The 22,078-nt window shown below is 44.2% G+C and carries 16 protein-coding genes, 4 tRNA genes and 1 riboswitch; of the genes, 6 read left to right on the top strand and 14 right to left on the bottom strand.

The features are described from left to right. Window positions 1-84: 84 nt before the first annotated feature. Genes EDI28_RS06110 through EDI28_RS06120 form a run of 3 tightly spaced genes read right to left on the bottom strand, consistent with a single transcriptional unit; the run spans window position 85 to window position 3,397 of the window. Window positions 85-2,250 carry an FUSC family protein gene (locus EDI28_RS06110; protein WP_128782904.1) on the bottom strand — a complete coding sequence of 722 codons (2,166 nt, stop codon included), beginning with the start codon at window positions 2,248-2,250 and terminating at the stop codon, window positions 85-87. After that, complete coding sequence (locus EDI28_RS06115; protein WP_128782905.1) at window positions 2,243-3,145, bottom strand: HlyD family secretion protein; 903 nt, start codon at window positions 3,143-3,145, stop codon at window positions 2,243-2,245. The genes EDI28_RS06110 and EDI28_RS06115 overlap by 8 nt, the downstream gene beginning before the upstream one ends. Window positions 3,146-3,166: 21 nt before the next feature. Continuing rightward, entirely contained in the window at window positions 3,167-3,397 is a 231-nt protein-coding gene (locus EDI28_RS06120) for a DUF1656 domain-containing protein (RefSeq protein WP_199287369.1), read from the bottom strand. Window positions 3,398-3,547: 150 nt separating this feature from the next. On the opposite strand from EDI28_RS06120, the gene EDI28_RS06125 reads away from it, so the two are divergent. From EDI28_RS06125 to EDI28_RS06140, 4 genes are all read left to right on the top strand, one after another. Next, the gene (locus tag EDI28_RS06125; protein ID WP_128782906.1) at window positions 3,548-4,474 is read left to right on the top strand and encodes a LysR family transcriptional regulator; all 927 of its coding nucleotides are present in this window, start codon (window positions 3,548-3,550) and stop codon (window positions 4,472-4,474) included. A gap of 151 nt (window positions 4,475-4,625) precedes the next feature. Beyond that, window positions 4,626-5,807 carry a DUF3103 domain-containing protein gene (locus EDI28_RS06130; RefSeq protein ID WP_128782907.1) on the top strand — a complete coding sequence of 394 codons (1,182 nt, stop codon included), beginning with the start codon at window positions 4,626-4,628 and terminating at the stop codon, window positions 5,805-5,807. Window positions 5,808-5,976: 169 nt separating this feature from the next. Beyond that, window positions 5,977-6,147: riboswitch (Lysine riboswitch) on the top strand. Window positions 6,148-6,239: 92 nt separating this feature from the next. Then, window positions 6,240-7,175, top strand: coding sequence for a 4-hydroxy-tetrahydrodipicolinate synthase (gene dapA / locus EDI28_RS06135; RefSeq protein ID WP_128782908.1), 936 nt, complete (start codon window positions 6,240-6,242; stop codon window positions 7,173-7,175). An 8-nt stretch (window positions 7,176-7,183) separates the two neighbouring features. After that, a complete protein-coding gene (locus EDI28_RS06140) occupies window positions 7,184-7,564 on the top strand; it encodes a hypothetical protein (protein ID WP_128782909.1) in 381 nt (126 codons plus the stop codon). Window positions 7,565-7,743: 179 nt separating this feature from the next. On the opposite strand, the gene EDI28_RS06145 is transcribed toward EDI28_RS06140, so the two are convergent. From EDI28_RS06145 to EDI28_RS06160, 4 genes are all read right to left on the bottom strand, one after another. Continuing rightward, a complete protein-coding gene (locus tag EDI28_RS06145; RefSeq protein WP_164918475.1) occupies window positions 7,744-8,601 on the bottom strand; it encodes a sulfotransferase family protein in 858 nt (285 codons plus the stop codon). 233 nt (window positions 8,602-8,834) lie between these two features. After that, window positions 8,835-9,146 carry a carboxypeptidase-like regulatory domain-containing protein gene (locus tag EDI28_RS06150; RefSeq protein ID WP_128782911.1) on the bottom strand — a complete coding sequence of 104 codons (312 nt, stop codon included), beginning with the start codon at window positions 9,144-9,146 and terminating at the stop codon, window positions 8,835-8,837. Window positions 9,147-9,298: 152 nt separating this feature from the next. Beyond that, window positions 9,299-10,507, bottom strand: coding sequence for a hypothetical protein (locus tag EDI28_RS06155; protein WP_128782912.1), 1,209 nt, complete (start codon window positions 10,505-10,507; stop codon window positions 9,299-9,301). 123 nt (window positions 10,508-10,630) lie between these two features. Further along, the gene (locus EDI28_RS06160; protein ID WP_128782913.1) at window positions 10,631-12,226 is read right to left on the bottom strand and encodes a hypothetical protein; all 1,596 of its coding nucleotides are present in this window, start codon (window positions 12,224-12,226) and stop codon (window positions 10,631-10,633) included. 660 nt (window positions 12,227-12,886) lie between these two features. Here EDI28_RS06160 and EDI28_RS06165 point away from each other — a divergent pair. Beyond that, on the top strand, window positions 12,887-13,201 hold the full coding sequence (locus EDI28_RS06165) for a hypothetical protein (protein WP_128782914.1): 315 nt from the start codon (window positions 12,887-12,889) through the stop codon (window positions 13,199-13,201). Window positions 13,202-13,621: 420 nt separating this feature from the next. Further along, window positions 13,622-14,626, top strand: coding sequence for an RICIN domain-containing protein (locus tag EDI28_RS06170; RefSeq protein ID WP_164918476.1), 1,005 nt, complete (start codon window positions 13,622-13,624; stop codon window positions 14,624-14,626). 135 nt (window positions 14,627-14,761) lie between these two features. On the opposite strand, the gene EDI28_RS06175 is transcribed toward EDI28_RS06170, so the two are convergent. The 7 genes from EDI28_RS06175 to EDI28_RS06200 form a co-directional block, all read right to left on the bottom strand. Continuing rightward, window positions 14,762-14,835 (bottom strand) — tRNA-Cys (locus EDI28_RS06175). 45 nt (window positions 14,836-14,880) lie between these two features. Further along, window positions 14,881-14,967 (bottom strand) — tRNA-Leu (locus EDI28_RS06180). Window positions 14,968-15,059: 92 nt separating this feature from the next. Next, a tRNA-Gly gene (locus EDI28_RS26870) sits at window positions 15,060-15,150 on the bottom strand. A 19-nt stretch (window positions 15,151-15,169) separates the two neighbouring features. Beyond that, window positions 15,170-15,243, bottom strand: a tRNA-Cys gene (locus EDI28_RS06185). 248 nt (window positions 15,244-15,491) lie between these two features. Beyond that, window positions 15,492-16,625 (bottom strand): carboxynorspermidine decarboxylase, encoded by a 1,134-nt coding sequence (gene nspC / locus EDI28_RS06190; protein WP_128783011.1) that lies wholly within the window; start codon window positions 16,623-16,625, stop codon window positions 15,492-15,494. Between the two features lie 345 nt (window positions 16,626-16,970). Beyond that, entirely contained in the window at window positions 16,971-18,215 is a 1,245-nt protein-coding gene (locus EDI28_RS06195) for a carboxynorspermidine synthase (RefSeq protein WP_128782916.1), read from the bottom strand. 90 nt (window positions 18,216-18,305) lie between these two features. Beyond that, on the bottom strand, window positions 18,306-21,194 hold the full coding sequence (locus EDI28_RS06200; protein WP_128782917.1) for a pyridoxal phosphate-dependent class III aminotransferase: 2,889 nt from the start codon (window positions 21,192-21,194) through the stop codon (window positions 18,306-18,308). Between the last annotated feature and the right edge of the window lie 884 nt (window positions 21,195-22,078).

Here is a 22,078-nt window from a genome sequence, read left to right on the forward strand (position 1 = left end):
GTTTCATGGCATTTGTAATAATAACTAATTTTCATATTAAATATATAATGGAATAAATAATATCAGAACTACCACTTTTTTAAGCTAAAGTGAAAAATAGTTATACTCTAACTCACTGAGCTTTGCAGATGATACTTGCTTATCTAGTCGTTTTATATCTCTAATGATCAGCTTAATTGCGGCTAATACCCGAAAAAGGTACAACACTTGTTCCGTATTCAAAGACAGCAATAACACAGAATCCGAATTAACATTCTTAACGCATTGCTGCAAATGAACCTGCAGTTGATCAAGCTTATCTTCATGCAGTTGAAGAGATTCAATGTCACCAGTACATTCGATGACATCAGACAAGCTTGTTACAATGTCTGCAAGTAGTGTTGCCACTTGCGGGGGAATACTCTTTGGTTCCCAGCCCACATAACCATCATGCAGTGAAATTAATCGTAAAGTTAAGGCATACAGCCTAGAGATAATTCCGGTAACCTGCTCTCTATCAACCTCAGGGTACCTTGACCAATCAATCCTAGCTATTGCCTGCTCCATCAGCATCACAGATCGGAGTGGGCTCTGCCCCAAAAAGATCAGCCCAATACAACGCGAAAACCAATGCTCCTTTTTATCTTTAAAGTTAAGCCGACGCAATTGCCAAGCAAACAGATAATATAACCATTTAATATGACGTAAAAAGACTCGCTCAGGAAGACTGGAAAACAACGTATAATTGACGAAATAAACGATCAACACCACGACACTCATTAAGAACAGTTGCAATAATGCCCCTTGAAAATCATACACTGGCTGTAATTTTATCGCGCCCATTGTCATCACAATCAACAGTTGTGTCCCTAACATCCGGGACAATACTTGCTGAGGTTTCGAGAACCAATACCAAATCGCCAAACAGTTCAAAAAATAGAATGCGGCCAATTGCCAAACTTCGGAAAAGAGCGGCATCAAAAATACATACTGCAACAAAATAACGCAGGACCAACCAACCATATTGCGAAAGACCATTTTCACATCGCAAAATGGCATTGATACGATTGCACTTCCAAGAATAACCCCCATCAACGCAACTGTTGATCCTCCAGTCCATGGCACAAAGAGCCACAACCCAATACAAATCCAGATAATAACCCAGGCTCTTAGCGCCTGGCACAGCTGCTCAAGATCTAACCCCGCAAATTGAGAGTGCGGATTCGAAATCACTGCCATCTCTAAAGTTTCAAGAGTATCAAGGGTCAATGCTGCACATAGTGTCTTTAGCATATTACAGCTCAACAGATCTAATGCATTTAGCACCTGTTCGAGTTGCAGCAGCGCGCTATGGTGTTGGGGATCATAAATCGCTTTATCTCGTAGCGTGATCACCTCCGGTATCGGATTATCATTGGTTACTGTCCCACAAAGTGCAGCTTCAGCACTTGCAAAGCGACACGAAATCCGAATCAACAGTGCCTGAATCTCCTGCTGTTCAGAATTTACCATCGCAGGTTCTAACAATTCACTCGCCTCTGACAGGTGGCCGCAAAGTAACGCCCATTCGCGACTCTGCGCCAAGAAGAGTTGCCAGGTTTTAGCCTCACTCGATATGTGATAACTATCAACTATCGCTGCCGGAAGCAGATCCTCAAGTCGAATCAAGAACTTCAGCCCGTCACCAAAGCCAAGGCCCTGACCTCGCTCTCCCCGTCCCTCTAAGCCAGCGACCGTCTTCTCGATATTACGCTGCTGGGCAACAAAGAAGCTTAGTAGTGTAGAGTGCAATACCTTCCTGCTGGATGCTGGCCACAACAAGCTAAAAACCAAAGTAAAACAAACAATCCCCAGTATGGTCTCCTGCAAACGAAGTACGGCGACAGTAAAAGTAAGCTCCGCGGAAAAATGCCCCATGACGATAATCAAGGTGCATACTATTAGCGTCATTGTCCAAATATAACCTGTACGGGGGTTAGCCATCAGGTAGACACAACAAGCAGCAAATGAAGTAAAAGTAAGCAAGAAGATAAATGGCTCTTGAGCAAAAAGGCCGACAAAAAGGAATGCGGATATAACACCAATCAATGTTCCAACCAATCGATGACGCCCCTTTCGCAAAGAGTGTCCTGTTGTTTCTGTCACTGACATCACAACAACGGCAAAGCCGGCCCAATATGGCTTATCCCACCCCAGCCACAAGGCCCCAACAATTGCCAGACTCAGCGCCGTAGCAACTTTTAACGGCAACTTGCAACGTTCGCTAACCATCGATTTCCCCGTTTAACTGATGTTCAACATGAGGGTGCTTGATTATCATCACGGAGGCTGATGTCCCTACCCGTAGCTGTATATTATCGGGAACCGAATCAAGCTTGATTCGAACAGGTATCCGCTGTGCGAGTCGAATCCATTGAAAATTTGGATTAACATTTGGCAGCAACTCAACGCCCGTGCTCCCGTCCTTGTGTGCGATACCGTAACCAATACTTTCTACCTTTCCTTCTAGCGGTTGATCTGGGTACGCCATCAACGTCACAATAGCAGTCTCGCCATAACCAACATCTCGAATATCAGTCTCTTTGAAAAAGGCTTCAATCCAAAAGCTATTTCTATCAATCAATCCTATCGATGGTTTATTAGCAACAACCTGGCTGCCATTGCGTAAGGTTAAGTTAGTCACAAACCCATCAGTTGGTGCCTTTACTTGGGTAAACTCCAGATTTAATGCAGCCTGAGCAACAGTTGTACGGGCAACTTTTACCCCAGCCTTTGCGCTCTCCACCGCCTTTTTCAGGTTAATTAACGTTGATACCGACACTGAACCCGGATCGCGTTTATGTAGCGCCTGGCGGCGTCTGGCTTCGTCCTGTGCTTTTGCCAAACCGACCTGTGATTGCGCCAGGCTCGCTTTAGCCTGATCGAGAGCTACTTGATAAGTACGCGGGTCAATCTCAAATAATGTTTCACCTACCGAGACCATCGAGTTGTCGTTAACTTGCAATGAAACTATCGGCCCTGTAACACGAGGGGTGATCTGAATGACCTGCGCCCGAACCTGCCCATCCCGTGTCCAAGGATTTTCGAGGTAGTTCTGATACTTCCAACCAATTGAGGCTATCGCGCCCAACACAAGAACCGCTGTCAAAAATAAACGTTTTAACACATGCATACTCACTACAAACTATTACGATGGAATAAAGAATGTGCCAACTAGCACAGTGTAAATGACTGCCAGAGCCAACTCGACCAAAGGCGGTACCACAAAAAAGCGATGCCAACGCAACTTGTTCAGCAAGCGTACTGTGAGCGATGTTAGTATTAAGCAAATCAATGCGGCGACCAACAGGGGGGGGACATAGATACCGCCCAAAGCAATTTCACTCGGGACAGTTGAAGCAAAGTTGTTCATATTCATCACAATATTCCAATACTCACGCCTATGTACGGGCGAATATAAAGTGTGATAATACTCACGGATTTATAAGTAATAAATAGGTAAATAACGCAGACAAACGAAACTGACAGTTTCTAATCAAGCAAAAGAAAAGAGTAGACGGAGGATATAATGGACCGATTGACGAGTATTGAGGTTTTTGTACGGGCTGTAGAGTGCGGGTCGTTTGCATCTGTTGCCGAAGAGAAGAATCTCAGCGCCCAAATGGTAGGCAAACATGTTCGGGGACTCGAAACATTGCTGGGTACCAAGTTACTGAACAAATCCACTCGTCATCAGAGCCTGACGCCTGCTGGCGAACAGTATTATCACCGATGCAAAAACATTCTTGCGGAACTGCGTGCTGCCGAGGAAGATGTCCATCGCACCCTAAACGAACCATGTGGTAAATTAACCATTGCAGCGGGTGTCAATTTTGGAATCAGTATACTTGCTCCAATAATCGCAAGGTTCCAAAATGATTACCCCAAAATAAATATCGATATATGCCTAAGCAATCAGTCTATCGATTTGTTAGAAGGTGGTTATGACATTATTTTTAGTAACCACACGCAAGGCTATGAATCCCTTATCGCGAAAAAAATAAAAAGCTACTCTTTGATTGCTTGCGCCTCACCACGTTATCTAGAACAATTCGGTATACCACAACACCCACGAGAATTAGCCGCTCATCAGTGCCTCCAAAATACACCGATCAAAAATAGCCAACAATGGCGTTTTATTGATGGTGAAAAGATCTACATTCCAGAAATATCATCACGGCTAAGCATTAACAGTGGACAAGCTATGCTCAATGCAGCCTTAGAAGGAGCAGGCATAACAATACAACCTATCTCACAAGTTTCTGATGCCTTAAAAACAGGTCGTTTAATCCAGATATTACCGCATTACCCCCTGCAAAAGATCAATATGTACATGATCTACCCTCCGCATTTGAGAGGAACAGCAAGATTAGACGCACTTCAACCGTACTTTAATGAGGAGTCATTACAATTAACGGCAGACTATAAACCGAATACGAAAACGCCGATTTACTGAACAATTTTTATTATATCGCTTATTATATTTGATCTTGCTGGCAATATTTCGCTCTGTTCGTGAAATTATATTGAAACACCGTATGCCATGGTGGACTATTAGCTATAGAGCCTTAGCTCTACTAACAATTTAAAATCCTTAGAGGCATACAATGAAAAAAATAACACCAATATGCTTATTGTTAGCTTTGACAGTTGCAGGGTGCCAGTCAGATGAGAAGACTGACAATCAATCACCGACTCAAAATGCCGAAGTCATTGCGCAGCACAAACAGAGCCTAGCCAAACAGCTAAGTGTTAGTTACGCAGATATTGAACAAACTCTTAAATCACAAATCTCCGATCAAAATCTAAGTATTTCATTATCAACACTATTGACTGAAGAACCACAATCAACCTTTACGCAACAAATGTACAAAGCCGACACCAATATCAGGACGATGAAAGGTGTCTCTAACTACACCAATGAATTGCTTGAGCTAAGGCTTGCAGACAAGTCCATGGTACAAAAATGGAAAGATGGCAAAAGTCCTTTGTTTGCTTTTGAGCCTAAGGGTGATGACGAGTCATGGCTATATATCGAAGCTTATGATGTCTATGGTCAGCTTCATCAGCTTGATGTACAGCAAATGCCTGATGTACCAGTCTTTGTTGTTGACAACAATAGCGCCAAGGAGCTGAAGGCTGGGCTGCAGGTCATGCAAGCTGAAATGAGTAAACTCGGCCAGTCTACGGAATTACGCAGCTACGGCGCAGAGACACAGCAAACCCAGTTTAAAACCAGTGTTAGCAGCCAACCTGCCGCACCGATTTCAACGACAGCCATTAAGAAGATTCGTTTATCAGATGACGAAGAGCCGTGGATTTCAGGCAAAGCTGAAGTATACGCAATCGTGACAGGGGTTAATCCGAGCCGAGATAAGCCAACGATCGATTTAGTTGAAATGCCATATCTGGATTACGATAACAAAGATTACTACCCTAACCAGATTGTTATCCATTGGTCTCGTTATCGCTGGGGCGCTGCCGACATGATCCTAATGGAACAAGATGACGGTACAGACTACAAAGAGCTGGCCAAGCTTCTTGTGAAAGTGGCTGAAGAAGTGCTCAAAATGATCCCGGATCCGGAGGTTCAAGCTTACGCAATCATTCCTCAAATTACAGGAAAGATCATTGCTGCAATCCCTGATGGACTATTGGTTAACGATGATGATTTTGTCGATGTGTACTATACGCTTCAGCAAGACACCTCTTATGTTGACCATCCGGCTGCAGGTGGCAATGCAGTATCAACGTTAGAGCCATTAACTATCACTCCAACACGTCCATAGCTTGATTTATTTGGGCGCTACAAATTTTGTAGCGCCCTCTTAATTTCAGTATTGCTAGCTCGCCTCCTCCCCAAGAATGAAAACTTCGAAAATCTCCCTGCATAAATATTCACAACATTATTGACACATCGCCATGTTAGATGGTTGAATCAAGTTATCCCTAATTGGTGGGATCAGAAGAGGTGCGTTAACCAGGGAGTCTGTGCGAGGTATCCAAATACCCGTGACCGCAGATAAGGGGGATTAACGCCGAGGTAAGATTGCTTTTGGAAGTAACACTTATCGGTTGCTGAGGCTGAATCCTCAGGGCTGTCACCTATGGTGGAGAGCTTCTGGTGTTTGTGTTTTATCGCCTTTCTCATGGCTAATTGCCCTCGGCGTCCTCGCAATACCAAGCTCTCTTACACGGATATAAATAAATTCGGATGAGAGATGCCTAATCACAATTCTACTCCCGTTGCAGGGAATGAACGCTTACAACAGACTACGTTATGGACGGCCCTCATCACTCCGTTTCTGCCCGATGAGTCTATTGATTTTACAACACTTAGCCAGCTGGCCAAAGAGCAGGAAAGCGCAGGAAACGGGATCTTGCTGCTCGGCAGCACCGGCGAAGCATTGGCAATGACACACAACGAACAACAGGACGTGATCCGCCATATCTGTTCAATGTCGCTTTCTGTTCCGCTTATGGTCGGGGTTGGCGGCTTCCAGCTACAACAGCAAATGCTATGGTTGGACTTTCTTAAAGACTACCCTATCGATGCACTGCTAGTTCCGGTTCCGCTCTACGCCAAACCAGGAGCCGCGAGCCAATTGAAGTGGTTCAACAGCCTGCTCGATGCCAGCAGCTGGCCGTGCATGATCTATAACGTACCTTCACGTACCGGGGTTGCACTCGACGATCAGGTGTTGGGTTTACTGGCTGAGCACCCCAATACATGGGCTGTGAAAGAAGCAAGTGGCAGTGTCGAGGCTTTCGGCAGCTATTACACTGCCGCTCCGTCTCTTCAATTTTTCTGTGGTGATGATGGCCTGCTTGTGGACTTTATTGCAGCCGGTGCCTGCGGATTGGTCTCTGTCGCTGCCAATGCCTGGCCAGAAGCCACTGCACGCTATGTACAGCAAAGCCTTGATTTTGATACCGACCCTAACCAGTCTGAACCAGACTTCAAAACTTTATGGCAACAAGCTGGCAGTAGCCTATTCTGTGCCGCAAACCCGATTCCGGTAAAGGCGTTGATGAAACGTCAGGGACGTCTAAATAGTGCAGAACTGCGCCCTCCCCTTTATATGGAAGAGCTGCAAGAGATAACCCCGCTCTTGGATGCTGATACAGCCATTAATCAATGGGTTGAGAGTATTTAATTATAAAAATGGGGAAGTCTCTTTACAGAGGCTTCCCCATTACGATACCCGCACCTCGGATAACCCGCTTTAACCAATGTGCTCTCTTCAAAGACGGACGTAATATCCAGCCAACAACTTACGCCAAAAATCTCTGGGATCAGATCCGGGATCCTTTGCATAACCTCAATCGTGCCATTAAACCTGATATCTTTGACCCTAAAGTTGCCCAACGCACATTCCGAATAGCCGCCAGTGATCTCGTCGCTATCTTGCCGGCAGCAGCAACCTACAAGCATGTTGCAAGCGGTAAGCTATCCGTCACCCACAGCCCGATAGAAATCCCCGAGGCTCAGTTTCAATGTGGTGGCACAAACACCAGGACGACGATGCCGGTCTACAATGGCTAAGAGACCACATTCAGGAGAAGTTTGTCACACGCTGGAACCAAAACCTTCAGGAAGTCTTTCAGTGCGTGTGCTCGTAACCGAGATAAAGACAAACAGCCTGTACGGGTAAAAGCGTTTATCCAACAGGTATTGACTGGAAGGCAAAACGGTCTGGAATTTTTCATTTACTTACCTAACCATCAACTCGCTATTTTATTAGTCTCTTGGCTCATGCCTAACAGCCTGTCGAGCATCTTATTCGCGAGAACTGACACGTCTGGAGATAATTCCAATGTCTTTCCCTTCCGGACTGACTCTGTATGCACATCTTTGATAATGTTTTGTGGCAGCGAAAAAGGTATATCTATCAGCTCAAAAAGTCTTGCTAATGATTCAGATGGCTGGCTGACAAGCTGTTCATATTTAAGTAGATGTACTCTTGGATGAGAGTCCAATTGTTGAGTAAAGTAGTGCTCGTTTCGAAGGTACCAAAACAAAGCCGCCGCATCCGCCGGATTCATACTTGGGTGATAACATTGCTCTATCATTTTTTGCGACTCTATCGATACATTATCCGCCAGCCAATTTTTCGAAGCGCTATTCGCAAATTCAGAGTCACATACAGGTCTGATATTCTCTCTGGCACCTTCATCAGGACCAAATTTCACTAAATTTGAGCTAGCGACATCCATGTAATCTCGATAGAGCCAAATTGCCTGCGCATTATCAAAATATTCCAAGATTTCCAAAGCGCGTTGGCTCTCAACCAGTGGTTTACACACAATAAGCGGGGCTGGTGATGAGTCAATAATAGCTTTAACTTCATCAAGATGATTTAAGCGAAGTTGGTAAGGGTCTTTGCTACTAAGCGGACTATATTCACCGAAAACACAAGAATATGGCATCCTATCAAAAACATGAGTTAATAATGTAGTGCCAGAACGTTGGCAGCCAAATATAAATATTATTCTTTTCTCTTGGGAACGATACCTCATTCGTTGAAACCAAGGCTTAAATATATTATTAACACGTGAACGCGAATCAATGATGGTCTTCATAACTACGGTTTTTCCCTTCCCACAAACATCCATTGCCTTGCAGTATAGAGTGCCAATTAACATCAGGGTGATTTTGCCTGAAGATATCATCTGGTTAGTTATAAAATGGTACTAAAGTTGAGGGAATTCGCTACTGATACCTAATTCATCACGAATAGCTAAAAAAGAAATAGTGCCGACATTAAAGCGCGCTTTATGCCGACACTAATCTAATAGAAATGACTATGTTGGTGTTAGCGATTTTTGTCACTGTGGAATGCAAAGCGACTGTATACATTTCCTTCTTCTGTCACGGCCTTGAATTTGATAGATCTCGAGTTATTTAATGATATCGGCAGGAAGACCCGTCCATTTTCATCAGTCTGGAATGTTTGCCGTACCTGAGGAACATTAACCAACGATACCGTGGCATTAGCGGCTGGCTGACCATTGTCTGTCACTTTTACCCAAGCGCCGTTTGACATACTCGATACTCTGAGATCAGCCAATGAAGCTGACGAAAATGCAATTGCCATAGCAGCTAGAATAATATGTGTTTTTCTCATTTAAGATTCTCCATCATTTCGACACCACACCGACTATTTCCACCATTTTTTAGCATTCTATTGCATGGTACGGAGCCAGCCGAGATTACCTTAATAGTAGTCGCTATGTGCAGTACACGAAGATGAAGGCCGAATTCTGTAATAAATTCGCACTACAAAGACAAAATCTTATCTGCAAAAACAAGCTGTTCTATTTTATTCAGCGTGTTCACCCCATCACGGTTATCAACCAGATCAGATATAACAACGTTGCCCTCTTGTTTTCTCGAAATACGATATTGAGCAAATTCACCAGAGAATATGACTTTATTGAATCCGTGATTACCCGTAATGTTATTATCAAGTTCATTAACAACCACATTAGAATCATGGCTTCCAGTTAATGTTACATCTTTCAAATATTGTGAGTGATGGGTATAAGGTTTGCTCGGGTCAATCCGCAAACTGAAATCACCGCTAAATCCCTCATCCATCCTTGCGTTATACGTAAGATATGGATGAAAAAATTTGTTGTCCATTAACTGCGCACCCAATTTGTCTTCTGACATAATTTCAGAACGATTTTTTGCAACATACAGCCCCCACATGCCGTAGCTACTGCTTTCTGACCACGCTCCCCACAGGCCATAATAGGAATCGACAACAGCGGCTAAATACTCCTGGGACAGGCTGTTTTCGGCACATAGCTCTTGGATCCACGCTTGCGAGCCAACTCCCCAAAGGTTACTCGCTAATGCCGACACCTGTGCATTACGTATCTCTGCTTGATAGGCAGGCAAAGCCCCATAGAAGAGCTCATATTGATCAACACCGATACCTGTATCGTGCACCAAGTGCAGTATTTCCTCAAAAGTCGCATCTCGATGCTCGTAGTTTTGCTCTATATACCAACGGTGGCCTTCGACCTGAATTTCGCTTTGATACAGAGGCTGACCATCAAGCTCAGCAGCTCGATTAGAACCATCATCACTCCCATTCAGTAGCAGTAAAGTCGCATTGTTTTCGGTCATCATATTGGCAACCGCTGTTTTATCTGCACCATATTCGGAGCCGGGATAAGGTGTAAGAAAATGCTCCAGCACAGAACGAGCCCTGACAATCTGATTATCTGAAAGCTTGTCCTGTGCAATGATATGAATTGCTTTACCGTTGGGCGCCTTAACCTTGGTATAGCGATTGAAGCCAAGTTGATGGCTATACGTTTCGGCAAGGGCTGCTGGCACCTGATTGATTCCAAGCGCCAGCGTCTGTGCAGATAAATAACTACTGCTATTTGGTTGCAGGGCAGAATACGAATTACAGCCAGATACAGCGGTTAGCATGGCTGCCATTACCATGGAACGGACAAGTACTTTTCTCATAACACCATTCTTCTTCGAACAAACTACAGCAAGTATGCCATTTCTATTCGACAGCTAAGTATGGGAGTGTAAGCAAGACCATCCTGCGATGTATGGAGATGTAATACCAATCCGGATTAATTGCTAAGGAGCAGCAGTTACCTCAACAAATAATTCGTCTCTGAACGCACCATAATCCACTTCAATTGTATCAGCACCAACATGATAAGCTGTTACCCAACCGCGATACGGATGAATGTAACTGATATGATGAGAAGTCGTCCCCCAAAAAACAACATCAGTGATATCTAGGGTACTACCATCATCATAAGTAGCTATCACCTTTAACTTCTGACGCTCATTAACAGCTAAACTCAGCTCATCAAGTTCATGTCCATCATTATTAGTGATAGCTATTGATTGCAGCGTTGGTGCAATCACCTTGATAGAAACCGTTATCGCCCCAATATCATCACTCGCTTTGATATCATCGTCTAACGTTACATGCATTTGAGCAGCGCCCGTGATTAAACCTCTGACTAAACCAGTCGTAGACAGTGATACAATTCCATTTTCAGCAAAATCCAAGCCCCAACTAACACGGTTAGTAATGTCTGCTACCGTCCCGTCACTGTAAGTACCAGTTACAACAAACTGCTGTTCCGTGTTCTTAATAATACGAACTGGGTCAGCGATAGAAGTGGAGTGAGGAGTTACTGTAAAAGCAGTCAATTCTGGCGATGTAATCGTAAACGTCAGAGAATTACTCACAACACCAAGTAGCGATACTGTAATGCGATTAACACCTTCAGTTTCTTTTGCTTTTACAAGGCCTTTCTTCGAAACGTTAAGTAGATAACCGACGCCGTTACCCGCATTGTAAGAATGCGATATCACACGGTTCGTGATATCGGCTTTCGAACCATCATCATAAATACCTAAGGCAATAAATTCAAAAGTATTACCAATAGCCAAACTAAAATCTGATTGATCTCTGGTTGCTACTTTTTTCGACATCAATTTAATATCTGTTAATACGGCACGGCGAATACTTACCGGTAACGGGTTACTGGCGATATCACCAACGACGGCATCAACAAAGGGGAGCAGCGTCATACTATCAGCTGGCATATCATCAGCAGATGTGACCAGCAAACCACTTGATGTTATTGTCACACCAACATCTTCGTTTGTGCGCCATTTCACTTTATTAGTAATATCGGCTAACGTTCCATCCGCATACACACCTTTCGCGACCAATTGCAGAGAATTACCAGCAATTATATAATTCCAACCTAAATTAGCCTCATCATTTGAAGGTGTAATAATTATACGCTCCAACTCCGAATCACTAACAGTCAGATTCAAGCTTTGACTATAAACACCCTGAAAAGTAGCCCAAATTTCCAAGTCCCCCTGCGAAACGCCTGTTACCTGACTACCACTTGCTATAGAAACATGATCACTATTTGTATGTAAAACCACCTCATCTGTAATATCTACGCTACTGCCATCGTCATATCGAGCAAAAGCGTTTAACGTTATTGTATTTCCTTTCGGCAAGGTGAGCCCCGTTGTTCCAAACGCAGTTATACTTCCAGCCATTAACTGCACACTCACAAGCTTGGTGTTATTAGCCGACTGTGAAGTAAAATTATTATTTTCATCCGTATTACAGCCTGACAGTAGTATGGTAAGAGCTGCTATCATCAGCCATATATAATTCGTATTTCGTTTCATTTTAAACTCAATCTTATAGTCTATCGGTATAGATATAGGTACGAGAAAACGGATACTTTAACCTCTACCCGCAACTGTTTATCTAATAGTTTCACCTCAGAGCATTATTATTTTTTGTGAGAGGCTAACATCCCATCCTACAAGCGAATTACCGCAATAAAAAATAATTAATTAATAATTAATTAATTACCCACCACCACCAAGCAACCTAACCTATTGATTTAAAACAAAAGCAAAGATAAAGCCAAGATGTGTAAAATCTTCCATCAAATTCCTATATTCGAGTCCACCCTTGCCGTTGTGCTTTCTAATCGCACCAAATATTACTTTCTGTCTTTTCTTGAAAATAAATACTATTCTGTGTCTACAATCCAATCACGTATGAGATAAACTTTTATAATCTCGCATTAATTATTCCTTCTTACTCTTAGTCGAGTACAAAAAGAACCTTTACCACGAAAAAAATATAACTTATCCGAGCATTCCCGAAATAACCGATGGCTTGTCCATAATTGATTAATACGATCTTCCTGTGGGAGCGAAATCTAACTTACAAAAATATAAATTGACATCAACTCATTGATTAGTTCAACATTATTAACTCACCTATTAACGAATAAATTAATAACAACTCGTAATACAACCAATGAGATATTCCAAATGATAAAAACAAGACCGACAGCTATAGCTTTAATTATAGGATCCCTAGGAGTCCCCTCGTTTGCATCTGAGATAGCTGACGACTTTGCGGTATACGATGTGTTTAAACCAGAATGTCTTTTGACTGTAGCTGACACTAACTTCAATATTCGAGAGTGTAAAGAGTTAGCCGTTTTTGACTTAAGAGAGGTGCAAGAAGATAAAAGAGCATCTATAACCGCAGAGCACTTAGGGCTTGGGTTTAATTCTCCAATAGTTATCGCGATAAATCCATTAGATCCCAATAAAGAAAAAATATATACCTTTGATAAATAAGACGAAAACTATATTTACAGCAACATTCTTACCGAAAATCCCGCGCCATTAGTCCGGACAAGACGCTCGGCAATAGCACTCACCTCCCCAGAGACGACACACGAGTACCAAGAAGGAAGATTAGTTCGAACCATTCATCGACGTTTTCGAACCGGTTATGGAACCAGTGACTTGATCTACACAGTTTCTATGTACTCTCAGAGCCCAATTACATCTTTTGGTCACAGAGAAAAGTACGTCGATGTGACCTTAAATCAAGGGTCCGGCATCAACTTTGATACATCTTACGTAGCCCATAACGTTGAGGAGATTAGAAAAGGTATATCTCGATTCTGGTTCTTCACGATGGCTCAGTATATGGACAAAGTAACCCAGACCGTGTCTATCGACAATAATCGCCTAACGTCAGGCACTTCAAGCATGGCCGACTGGCTCCCGAAGAGACAACAGCAACAAGAACTAGATATAACTAAGGAAAAGCAAACTCAAGTTACACTCGGAATTAAAAGGCTACCAAAATCACCAATTGACAGCGTTAGCGTAAATGTCTCTGAGTCGATTCATATAAAAAGCGGAAGTATTGCGACTCTTGATACTAGTGTTAGCAACACCAGTCTTACCGTCAGCTATAACAATGACAGACTAGGAGCCGACGCTGGAGAGCAAGGATGGTGTTCTTTGACGTCTAACGGTGAATGTATGATCAAACGTGCAGACGAAGAAGAAAACCCTTATGACTACCGCAACAAACTTGATTCTGTTTACAAAAACGGATTCCGACCAGATTTTACAGCTCAGTTTGTTGGAACAGACGATACCAAAGGCACATCAGTCATTACGGTAAGCTCAAATGCCCGAGGCATTGAACTTCTTGGCCATAACAGATGGGTTTTGGGGGCAAGATATGCTTCAGGCATAAGGGTAGACGGAAAGGCATACAATCTAATTGACAATCAAGATAGTTTTACGATCGATGTTAATTGGGATCACCCTGTATATTTAGGAGCTCAAACAGTAAATCTGTCAGCTCTTTCACGTAGTGACTCGGAAGCTAGCTGTGTGACAGTTAAAAGCAATAGAAAACTGTCGTTCGAAGAGTGTGGCAATAACAACATCAATCAATCATTTATCTATTCGCCAAGCAAGCAATATATCCTTGTTTCAAATCCAGAACTTTGTTTGGATTCAAGCAACAATCAGCTTCGCCTTGCACCATGTGAAGATTATCCTTCTCTAACTCAAAGATGGCAGTGGACCGGCACAACCCAGTTCGATAATGATATATTGTACTCAAATGCATTGGGCAACCAAATACATGTAATAGACACAACGACAAGCAACCCAATTCGAATGAGAAGCGTATTGGCCTCTGAACCGATTCAAAACAAACACCGTTTTGATTCGTATAACACACATCTATTCTAAAAGGCTCTAGGTATAGCTTGATTTGAGACCAAGAAGGTATATGAGTCCCCCTTATTCACTTTTGTTCTCTGTTTACCCGGATTTAGAATAAAACAAAAAAGCCCCAGCATTTCTGCTGGGGCTTTGCCGTCAATATGGAGGCGCGTCCCGGAGTCGAACCGAGGTCCACGGATTTGCAATCCGCTGCATAGCCACTCTGCCAACGCGCCATATTTGATTTCTGCTTTTGCCTCTATGGTAAGGCTAAAAGGAGATGGTGCCCCGGGCCGGACTTGAACCGGCACAACGCGAACGTCGAGGGATTTTAAATCCCTTGTGTCTACCAATTCCACCACCAGGGCACGCAATTCTTGATTGCGATGCGCTAACTGAAAAGTTAAACACCATCTAAATACTGACCTTCGGTTATGAACAATCAATATTGCAAATTATTTGGAACGACACATGAGACTCCCGATCTTCGAGGAGCTAGGCATAACCTCAACCTTGGCAAGATTGCATTCTACCAGCTGAGCTAGTGTCGCATTTCATTCTCTAAAAGAATGGAGGCGCGTCCCGGAGTCGAACCGAGGTACACGGATTTGCAATCCGCTGCATAGCCACTCTGCCAACGCGCCAAATGTCTTTCGACTTACCGCTTAACAGGTCTCCCCGCTGCGGTACGTGGTGTAATTTACTGATTTTAAATAATGAGTCAATGAAAAATTGTCGATTTTTATTTAACTGGTTAAAAAGCAGCAAAAGCAGCGATAAACCACACCAAAACTGCTCAATTAGACAACATAGCTAACCTGTAAAATAATCGCATGACCACAAATGATAAAGGCCGCAATGCGACCTTTACTCATAGAAACACAAGCATTGACTAACTGACACGCCACTGTGACAGCGAGCGCTTAAAATCATCGTAGCCAAATTCATTTAATTTCTCGATTTCACCACTTTGTCGCTGGCAATATATCGAAGGCATCTTCAATCCGTTAAACCAGTTCAATTTCACCATGGTGTAACCAGCGCTGTCCAGAATATGAAGTCGCTGACCTATTTTAAGTGGCTGTTCAAATTGTGTCACACAGAACTGATCACCAGCCAGACACGAACAACTACCAATTACATATTGATGTTTTCCGTTCTCGCTAGCTTCCGCGATAGATGCCGGCTCGTCATAGATCAAGGTATCAAGACGGTGGGCTTCAGTCGCACTGTCAACAATCGCAGTCTTTACTTCGTTTTCAACGATATCAACCACTGAAACGACTAGATCCGTCGTCTTAGTGATGATTGCTTCACCCGGCTCCAGATAAAGCTGTACTTTGTGCTTCTCTGAAAATGTTTTCAGCGCCAACGCCAATTTCTCAATCTCATAACCCGGCCAAGTGAAGAATACGCCACCGCCAAGGCTCACCCACTCAAGCTTATCCAAATATTGGCCAAACTGCTTTGAAATGGCATCAAGCAACGCAACAAATGCATCGACATCTTTATTCTCGCAGTTCATATGGAACATCACGCCATCTAACGTATCAAACACTGCAGGGTCGATATGATCAGCCTGAACACCCAAACGAGAGAATTGACGTGCAGGGTTTGCTAAATCCTGCCCGGCATAACTGACACCAGGGTTCAAACGCAACCCTAACGCAGCTTTACCATCAACAATATGGCGATAGGCTGCTAGTTGGCTTTGTGAATTGAAAATCATCTTATCGCAAATTTCAGCGACTTCTTTGACGTCATCTTCGCTATATCCAACGCTATAAGCGTGTGTTTCACCACCAAAGGTTTCGTAGCCGAGTTTGACTTCATACGGGCCGCTACTAGTTGTACCGTCCAGGTAGGGCTGGATAATGTCAAATACCCCCCAGGTAGAGAAGCATTTCAAGGCCAATACCAGTTTCACACCTGACAGCTCTTTCAGCAGCTTGGCTTTCTCAAGGTTGGCGATCAGCTTTTCTTCATCAATCATGAAGAAGGGAGTTTTTAACTCAGTCTTGTTCATCGTTCGGTCCGTATGTTGCAGATCCCATAAAACTAAAGAAAGCTGGTATCGAAATACCAGCTTCATCATTGTAATTCCAGTGCCTGAACCCCACCCTAACCCTCCCCTTGAAAAGAGGAGGGAACCAAGAGCACTTGCGACAACAACCATGGCTGCTTTTAATACTCCTTTACCCTTTTCACGCGAAAAGGAACCAAGAGCAATCAGTACAACAATTATGGCTGCCTTTAATGCTCCTCCCCCTTTTCAAGTGAAAAGGAACCAAGAGCAATCAGTGCAACAATTGTGGCAGCCTTTAATGCTCCTCCCCCTTTTCAAGGGGGAGGCTGGGAGGGGGTTACAGCATTATTTCAGGATGTTGATCAGAGGCTGCCCTACTTCCAGCTCCTGAACATGCCAATCCAATCCAATGCCCGGCATAGTTTCCAGGAACGGATCTGGATCTAGCTGTTCCATGTTGAATACACCCGCTTCAGCCCACGTACCGCGGAAATACTGAAGTGCAGCAGAAATAGCCGGTACACCCGTTGTGTATGAGATTGCCTGATGCTCAACATCTTCGTAAGCCACTTCGTGATCAGCATTGTTATAAATGAAGACACTACGCTCTTTGCCATCTTTCTTACCCTGCACCCAAGTACCGATACAAGTTAAACCTGTGTAGCCCGGTGCCAGTGATGTCGGATCTGGCAAAATTGCCTTAAGCACTTTTAGCGGCTCTACCACTGTACCGTCTTGTAGCGTAACGGGTTCTGGGCTCAGCAGACCAATATCGCGCATGCAGTTGAAGTAGTTAAGGTATTTATCACCAAAGCCCATCCAGAATTCAATACGTTTAGCAGGAATGAACTCCTGCATTGAACGCACTTCATCGTGCGCCATTGAGTAAACTTTGTGGCTGCCACAATTCGGGAAATCGAATTCCATCATACGGGTGTGACACGGTACCTGTTTCCACTCACCGTTCTCCCAGTAGAAAGAATCCCCCTGAATTTCTAGCATGTTGGTTTCTGGGTCGAAGTTGGTCGCGAACTTCTTACCGTGATCACCAGCATTAACATCCATTACATCAATGCTGTCAATCTCATCGAACAGGTGCTTAACGGCATAAGCGGCAAATACGCTTACTACACCCGGATCGAAACCGGCACCAAGAATACCTGTGATACCTGCTTCTTTGAATTTCTCGCGGTAGCCCCACTGCCAATCGTACGCTTGCGGTACCTGCTGGCCTTCTGAGCATAAGTCTACAGCAACAGATGTATCGAGGTAAGAGACCTTAGCCTGATAACACGCTTCCATGATGGTCATGTTAACCCACGGAGGACCAGCATTAATGACCAGATCAGGTTCTACTTCTTTGATCAGTGCAACCAGTGCATCGACATCATCGGCGTCAACGGCACGCGACTCCAGCTTCTTTGAAGGATCTTTCAGGTTGTTTTTTTTCTGAATCGATTCAATGATCTTTTCACACTTAGAAACAGTGCGAGATGCAATGGTGATATCGCCCAGTACATTGTTATTTTGAGCAGCTTTATGCGCAATAACCCAACCAACACCACCAGCACCAATTTGTAGAATTGCCATCGTTTTTTCTTCCGTTAATAATCAGAACAACAGTGCTGGTTGAACGGCTTTTCAGCAAGTTCAAGACAGCACTTACTGTTAATAAATCAATTAATTAACCAGCGATAGTGCAAGCTGGTTAATAGCATTTAGTAAAGATTCGAAGTCAGCCATTGTCAGACACGGATTTAAGATCGTGAACTTGAGCGCGACCTTGCCATCCACGACCGTTTCGCCCAGCACGGCCACCCCTTTCACCAAGGCTTCAATACGAAGCTGCTTGTTAAGCTGATCGATATCAACAGTGTGATCGCCAACACAGCGGAACAGTACGGTCGACAAAGCCGGATCCGCCAGTAGTTCAAAATCAGCAGACTGATTGATCAGGTCGGCAACTTGCTGTGTCTGGCCCAGTAGGTGATCATACATTGCGCCAAGCGCCTGAGTGCCCACACACTGCATCGTCATCAGCACTTTCAATGCATCAAAACGTTTCGTCGTTGCAATCGACTTATCGACCAAGTTAGGAAGCAGATCATCTTCACGGTTCAGGTAATCAGCATGGTGGAGCAAGTACTTGAAATTCTCTTTGTCTTTCAACAATACCGCACCACAGCTGATTGGTTGATAGAACAACTTATGGAAATCGACACTGAGCGAGTCAGCACGTTCTATACCATGCAATCGGGTTTTATGTCGGCTAAGGATCAGTGCGCCACCATAGGCTCCATCGACATGCAGCCACAGGTTATGTTGCTGGGCAACATCGGCTAACCCGGCTAAATCATCAATCGCACCGTGATCGGTCGTACCCGCGGTTCCAACAAGGGCAAATGGCATCAAGCCGTCATTTTTCATAGCATCAATGGTCGTGACCAACGAAGCCAGCTTAATTGTACCGTCCGGATTGGTATCCACACATTCGACGGCATGTTCACCAAGCCCCAGCAACGATGCTGATTTTTGTACGGTAAAATGAGATTTCTTCGAGCAAAGAATTCGTAGCTTTCCTGCGTACTCCGGCAAGCCATTCTTCTGGATATTATGGCCAGAAATAGTATCTGCCGCCCAGTCACGAGCCAATAACAATCCCATAAGGTTGCTCTGAGTACCGCCACTGGTGAACACGCCGTCAGCCTGCTCGCCTAACTCATATACGCCACACAGCCAATCTACGACCTTCTGCTCAACATAAGTTGCAGAACTCGCCTGATCCCACGAATCCATTGACTGATTCAAAGAACTGATAAAGGCTTCGGCTGCTACTGCAGGCAATAAAGGTGGGGTATGCAAATGCGCAATACAGTTAGGATGTTGGACCATGATAGAGTTCTTGGCGATCAATTCCCCTGTCTGCTCAATCACGGTTTCCAGTGGTAGCTGCTGGTCATCCAAATCAATATTGTTGATTAGGTTTTTCAGTACCAGAGGCTCCAGGCCGGAATACGGCGCATCGGCCGCTTCGAAGACTTGCTTCAGTACCTGAGTCGTCTGGTTCAGTGCCACTTCAAGTTCGTCCGCACCACCTTCACCGGTACGGATGAAATAAGAGCGCCACAACTCTTGATCCGATTCAGTACTCGCTTCTGCAATCTTTGCCGGGCCCGCCGTCGCAAGAATAGCCTTGCTCAACGCATCCAAGGCAAAATCAATTTGCTCATAACTGATGATCAGTGGCGGCAGAAAACGTAATACCGAGCCCTGACGTCCACCTTTTTCAATGATCAAACCACGCTCCAGCGCTGCGCGCTGAATGTTTATAGTCATTTCAGGATCGGCTTCTGGCTCACCGAACTTATTCTTCTGGTTGTTTGGCTTAACGATTTCAACACCCAGCATCAAGCCCTTACCGCGAACTTCGGCGATACAGTCGGTATAATCGGCAATACGCTCTAAGCCTTCACGAAAATATTGACCCGCTTTCTCAGCATGCTCAACCAGACAATCACGACGAATGATTTCCAGCGCCTTGGCACCAGTCGCCATGGCAAGCTGGTTGCCTCGGAACGTACCGGTATGCTCACCCGGACGCCAGGTATCAATCGACTTATCAAACAGCAACACTGACATCGGTAAGCCGCCGCCGATAGCCTTCGACAGACAAAGAATATCCGGTGTAATTCCTGATTCTTCAAACGCGAAACGGTGGCCGGTTTTACCGATACCACACTGGATCTCATCAAGGATGAGTAGAATTCCGTGTTCCTTAGTGATTCGGCGTAGCTCTTGCAGCCAGAACGCTGGTGCAGGGATCACTCCCCCTTCACCTTGCACGGGCTCGACGATGATTGCAGCCGGCTTTTGTACGCCGCTCTCGTCATCGCTGAGCATACGTTCGATATAACGGATGCTCTGTTTAGCCCCTTCATTACCTTTCAGGCCAAACGGGCAGCGCAGGCGATAGGGAAACGGCAGGAAATGGACATCAGACATCAAACCCTGACGACGTTCTTTGGTTCCCAAATTGCCCATCAATGCCATCGTACCATTCGTCATACCATGGTAGGCACCATGGAAAGCAGCCATGACGTTACGACCGGTTGTCTGCTTGGCCAGCTTGATTGCCGCTTCTACGGCATCTGCACCGGAAGGGCCACAAAACTGAATACGGGCATTGGCGGCAAAATCATCAGGCAAGAAGTTCATCACTTCTTTGATAAATTTGTCTTTAGTCGGTGTTGTAATATCCAGAGTCTGGTACGGCAGGCCCTGGTTTAACTGTTCGATTATTGCCTGGTTGATTTCTGGGTGGTTGTAGCCCAGCGCCAGCGTTCCGGCTCCAGCCAAACAATCAAGAAATAGCTGACCGCGGCTATCTTCAACCAGAGCACCAGATGCTTTCTTAATAGCAAGTGGCAGCCGTCTCGGATATGAGCGAACTTCCGACTCATAATGCTCCTGACTCAACAGAAGTTCATCAGGTGTCAAATCGTACAACTCGTGTACTACAGGTACATTTGAGGCTAGCTTGATATCGTCTAAATCAAACACATTACTCATGGGTGTCATCCAAAAATTAACACGTCATATAAATCATGACGCTCGGCAGATCATACCTGCGATATTATCCGTACCATTATTCATGGCATACCATATAGTTAGCAAAATATTGCGTAACCAATACGATGAGAAATCGGGTATCAGGTATTTTTTTCCTGCCGGTAAACACAAAGGTTTCATTAGCAAAAAAACTAATGAGATAAAAGGTTTACAGCAAAAAGCTGAAATAATTTAGATAAGAAATATCAAGGCTCAGTAATAATACTGCAGTTTGGTAAGACAAAGCTGAGGTGGGTTTTCAATGTTAGAATATTCACTGTTGGGTTCCTTCAATATGCTCCTGCTCTCTTTCTGGCAGGTCCGCGCTATTAATGCCCTTCTACTGACGATAGGTTCGCCAGTACCTACGGCACGTTGTGACACAATCAGCTTGAATTCATCACAACGCATATGTCTCAGTTATACTACCCCCTGAGATTGCGCAGAAAAATAACATATTGTGAGTGGCGATGCCAAGTGTTATTTCACTGGCTAACACACGAGGCTTTATATCGGTTAAAGTCGTCGATTGGTTTCCTCTTTTTATACACCCGTATTAAAACAACACTTCGCTGGCCTAGTAACTTTTTTGAATACAGTGTGACACCGCTTATAGATATAAACTCGCTTTCACAACAGAACATGAAGCAGTTCAAAAATCATACAACAGAGTTATGTTAGGTTAATCGTTAGGAATCAAAAATTAACTTATACAACGTCTCGGCAATGGTGATCATTATGGACATTCATTTACTGGCAAAGAAAAAGTTATCGGCTTGTATGGGCCATCCCCACCCCTGAGGTAGATATCACGCTGACAGTCTGTACAGCATGAACTATCTGCT

It is taken from the genome of Photobacterium chitinilyticum (assembly GCF_004104355.1).
In the GTDB taxonomy this organism is placed as follows: Bacteria; Pseudomonadota; Gammaproteobacteria; order Enterobacterales; family Vibrionaceae; genus Photobacterium; species Photobacterium chitinilyticum.

What these genes read in the sequence shown, in the direction of transcription:
- EDI28_RS06140 (WP_128782909.1), top strand. Translation starts at nt 7,184, where the DNA reads ATGGGGAAGTCTCTTTACAGAGGCTTCCCCATTACGATACCCGCACCT.
- EDI28_RS06195 (WP_128782916.1), bottom strand. Translation starts at nt 18,215, where the DNA reads ATGGCAATTCTACAAATTGGTGCTGGTGGTGTTGGTTGGGTTATTGCG.
- EDI28_RS06145 (WP_164918475.1), bottom strand. Translation starts at nt 8,601, where the DNA reads ATGAAGACCATCATTGATTCGCGTTCACGTGTTAATAATATATTTAAG.
- EDI28_RS06200 (WP_128782917.1), bottom strand. Translation starts at nt 21,194, where the DNA reads ATGAGTAATGTGTTTGATTTAGACGATATCAAGCTAGCCTCAAATGTA.
- EDI28_RS06150 (WP_128782911.1), bottom strand. Translation starts at nt 9,146, where the DNA reads ATGAGAAAAACACATATTATTCTAGCTGCTATGGCAATTGCATTTTCG.
- EDI28_RS06160 (WP_128782913.1), bottom strand. Translation starts at nt 12,226, where the DNA reads ATGAAACGAAATACGAATTATATATGGCTGATGATAGCAGCTCTTACC.
- EDI28_RS06130 (WP_128782907.1), top strand. Translation starts at nt 4,626, where the DNA reads ATGAAAAAAATAACACCAATATGCTTATTGTTAGCTTTGACAGTTGCA.
- EDI28_RS06170 (WP_164918476.1), top strand. Translation starts at nt 13,622, where the DNA reads ATGGCCGACTGGCTCCCGAAGAGACAACAGCAACAAGAACTAGATATA.
- EDI28_RS06110 (WP_128782904.1), bottom strand. Translation starts at nt 2,250, where the DNA reads ATGGTTAGCGAACGTTGCAAGTTGCCGTTAAAAGTTGCTACGGCGCTG.
- EDI28_RS06125 (WP_128782906.1), top strand. Translation starts at nt 3,548, where the DNA reads ATGGACCGATTGACGAGTATTGAGGTTTTTGTACGGGCTGTAGAGTGC.
- dapA (WP_128782908.1), top strand. Translation starts at nt 6,240, where the DNA reads ATGCCTAATCACAATTCTACTCCCGTTGCAGGGAATGAACGCTTACAA.
- EDI28_RS06120 (WP_199287369.1), bottom strand. Translation starts at nt 3,397, where the DNA reads ATGAATATGAACAACTTTGCTTCAACTGTCCCGAGTGAAATTGCTTTG.
- EDI28_RS06155 (WP_128782912.1), bottom strand. Translation starts at nt 10,507, where the DNA reads ATGAGAAAAGTACTTGTCCGTTCCATGGTAATGGCAGCCATGCTAACC.
- nspC (WP_128783011.1), bottom strand. Translation starts at nt 16,625, where the DNA reads ATGAACAAGACTGAGTTAAAAACTCCCTTCTTCATGATTGATGAAGAA.
- EDI28_RS06165 (WP_128782914.1), top strand. Translation starts at nt 12,887, where the DNA reads ATGATAAAAACAAGACCGACAGCTATAGCTTTAATTATAGGATCCCTA.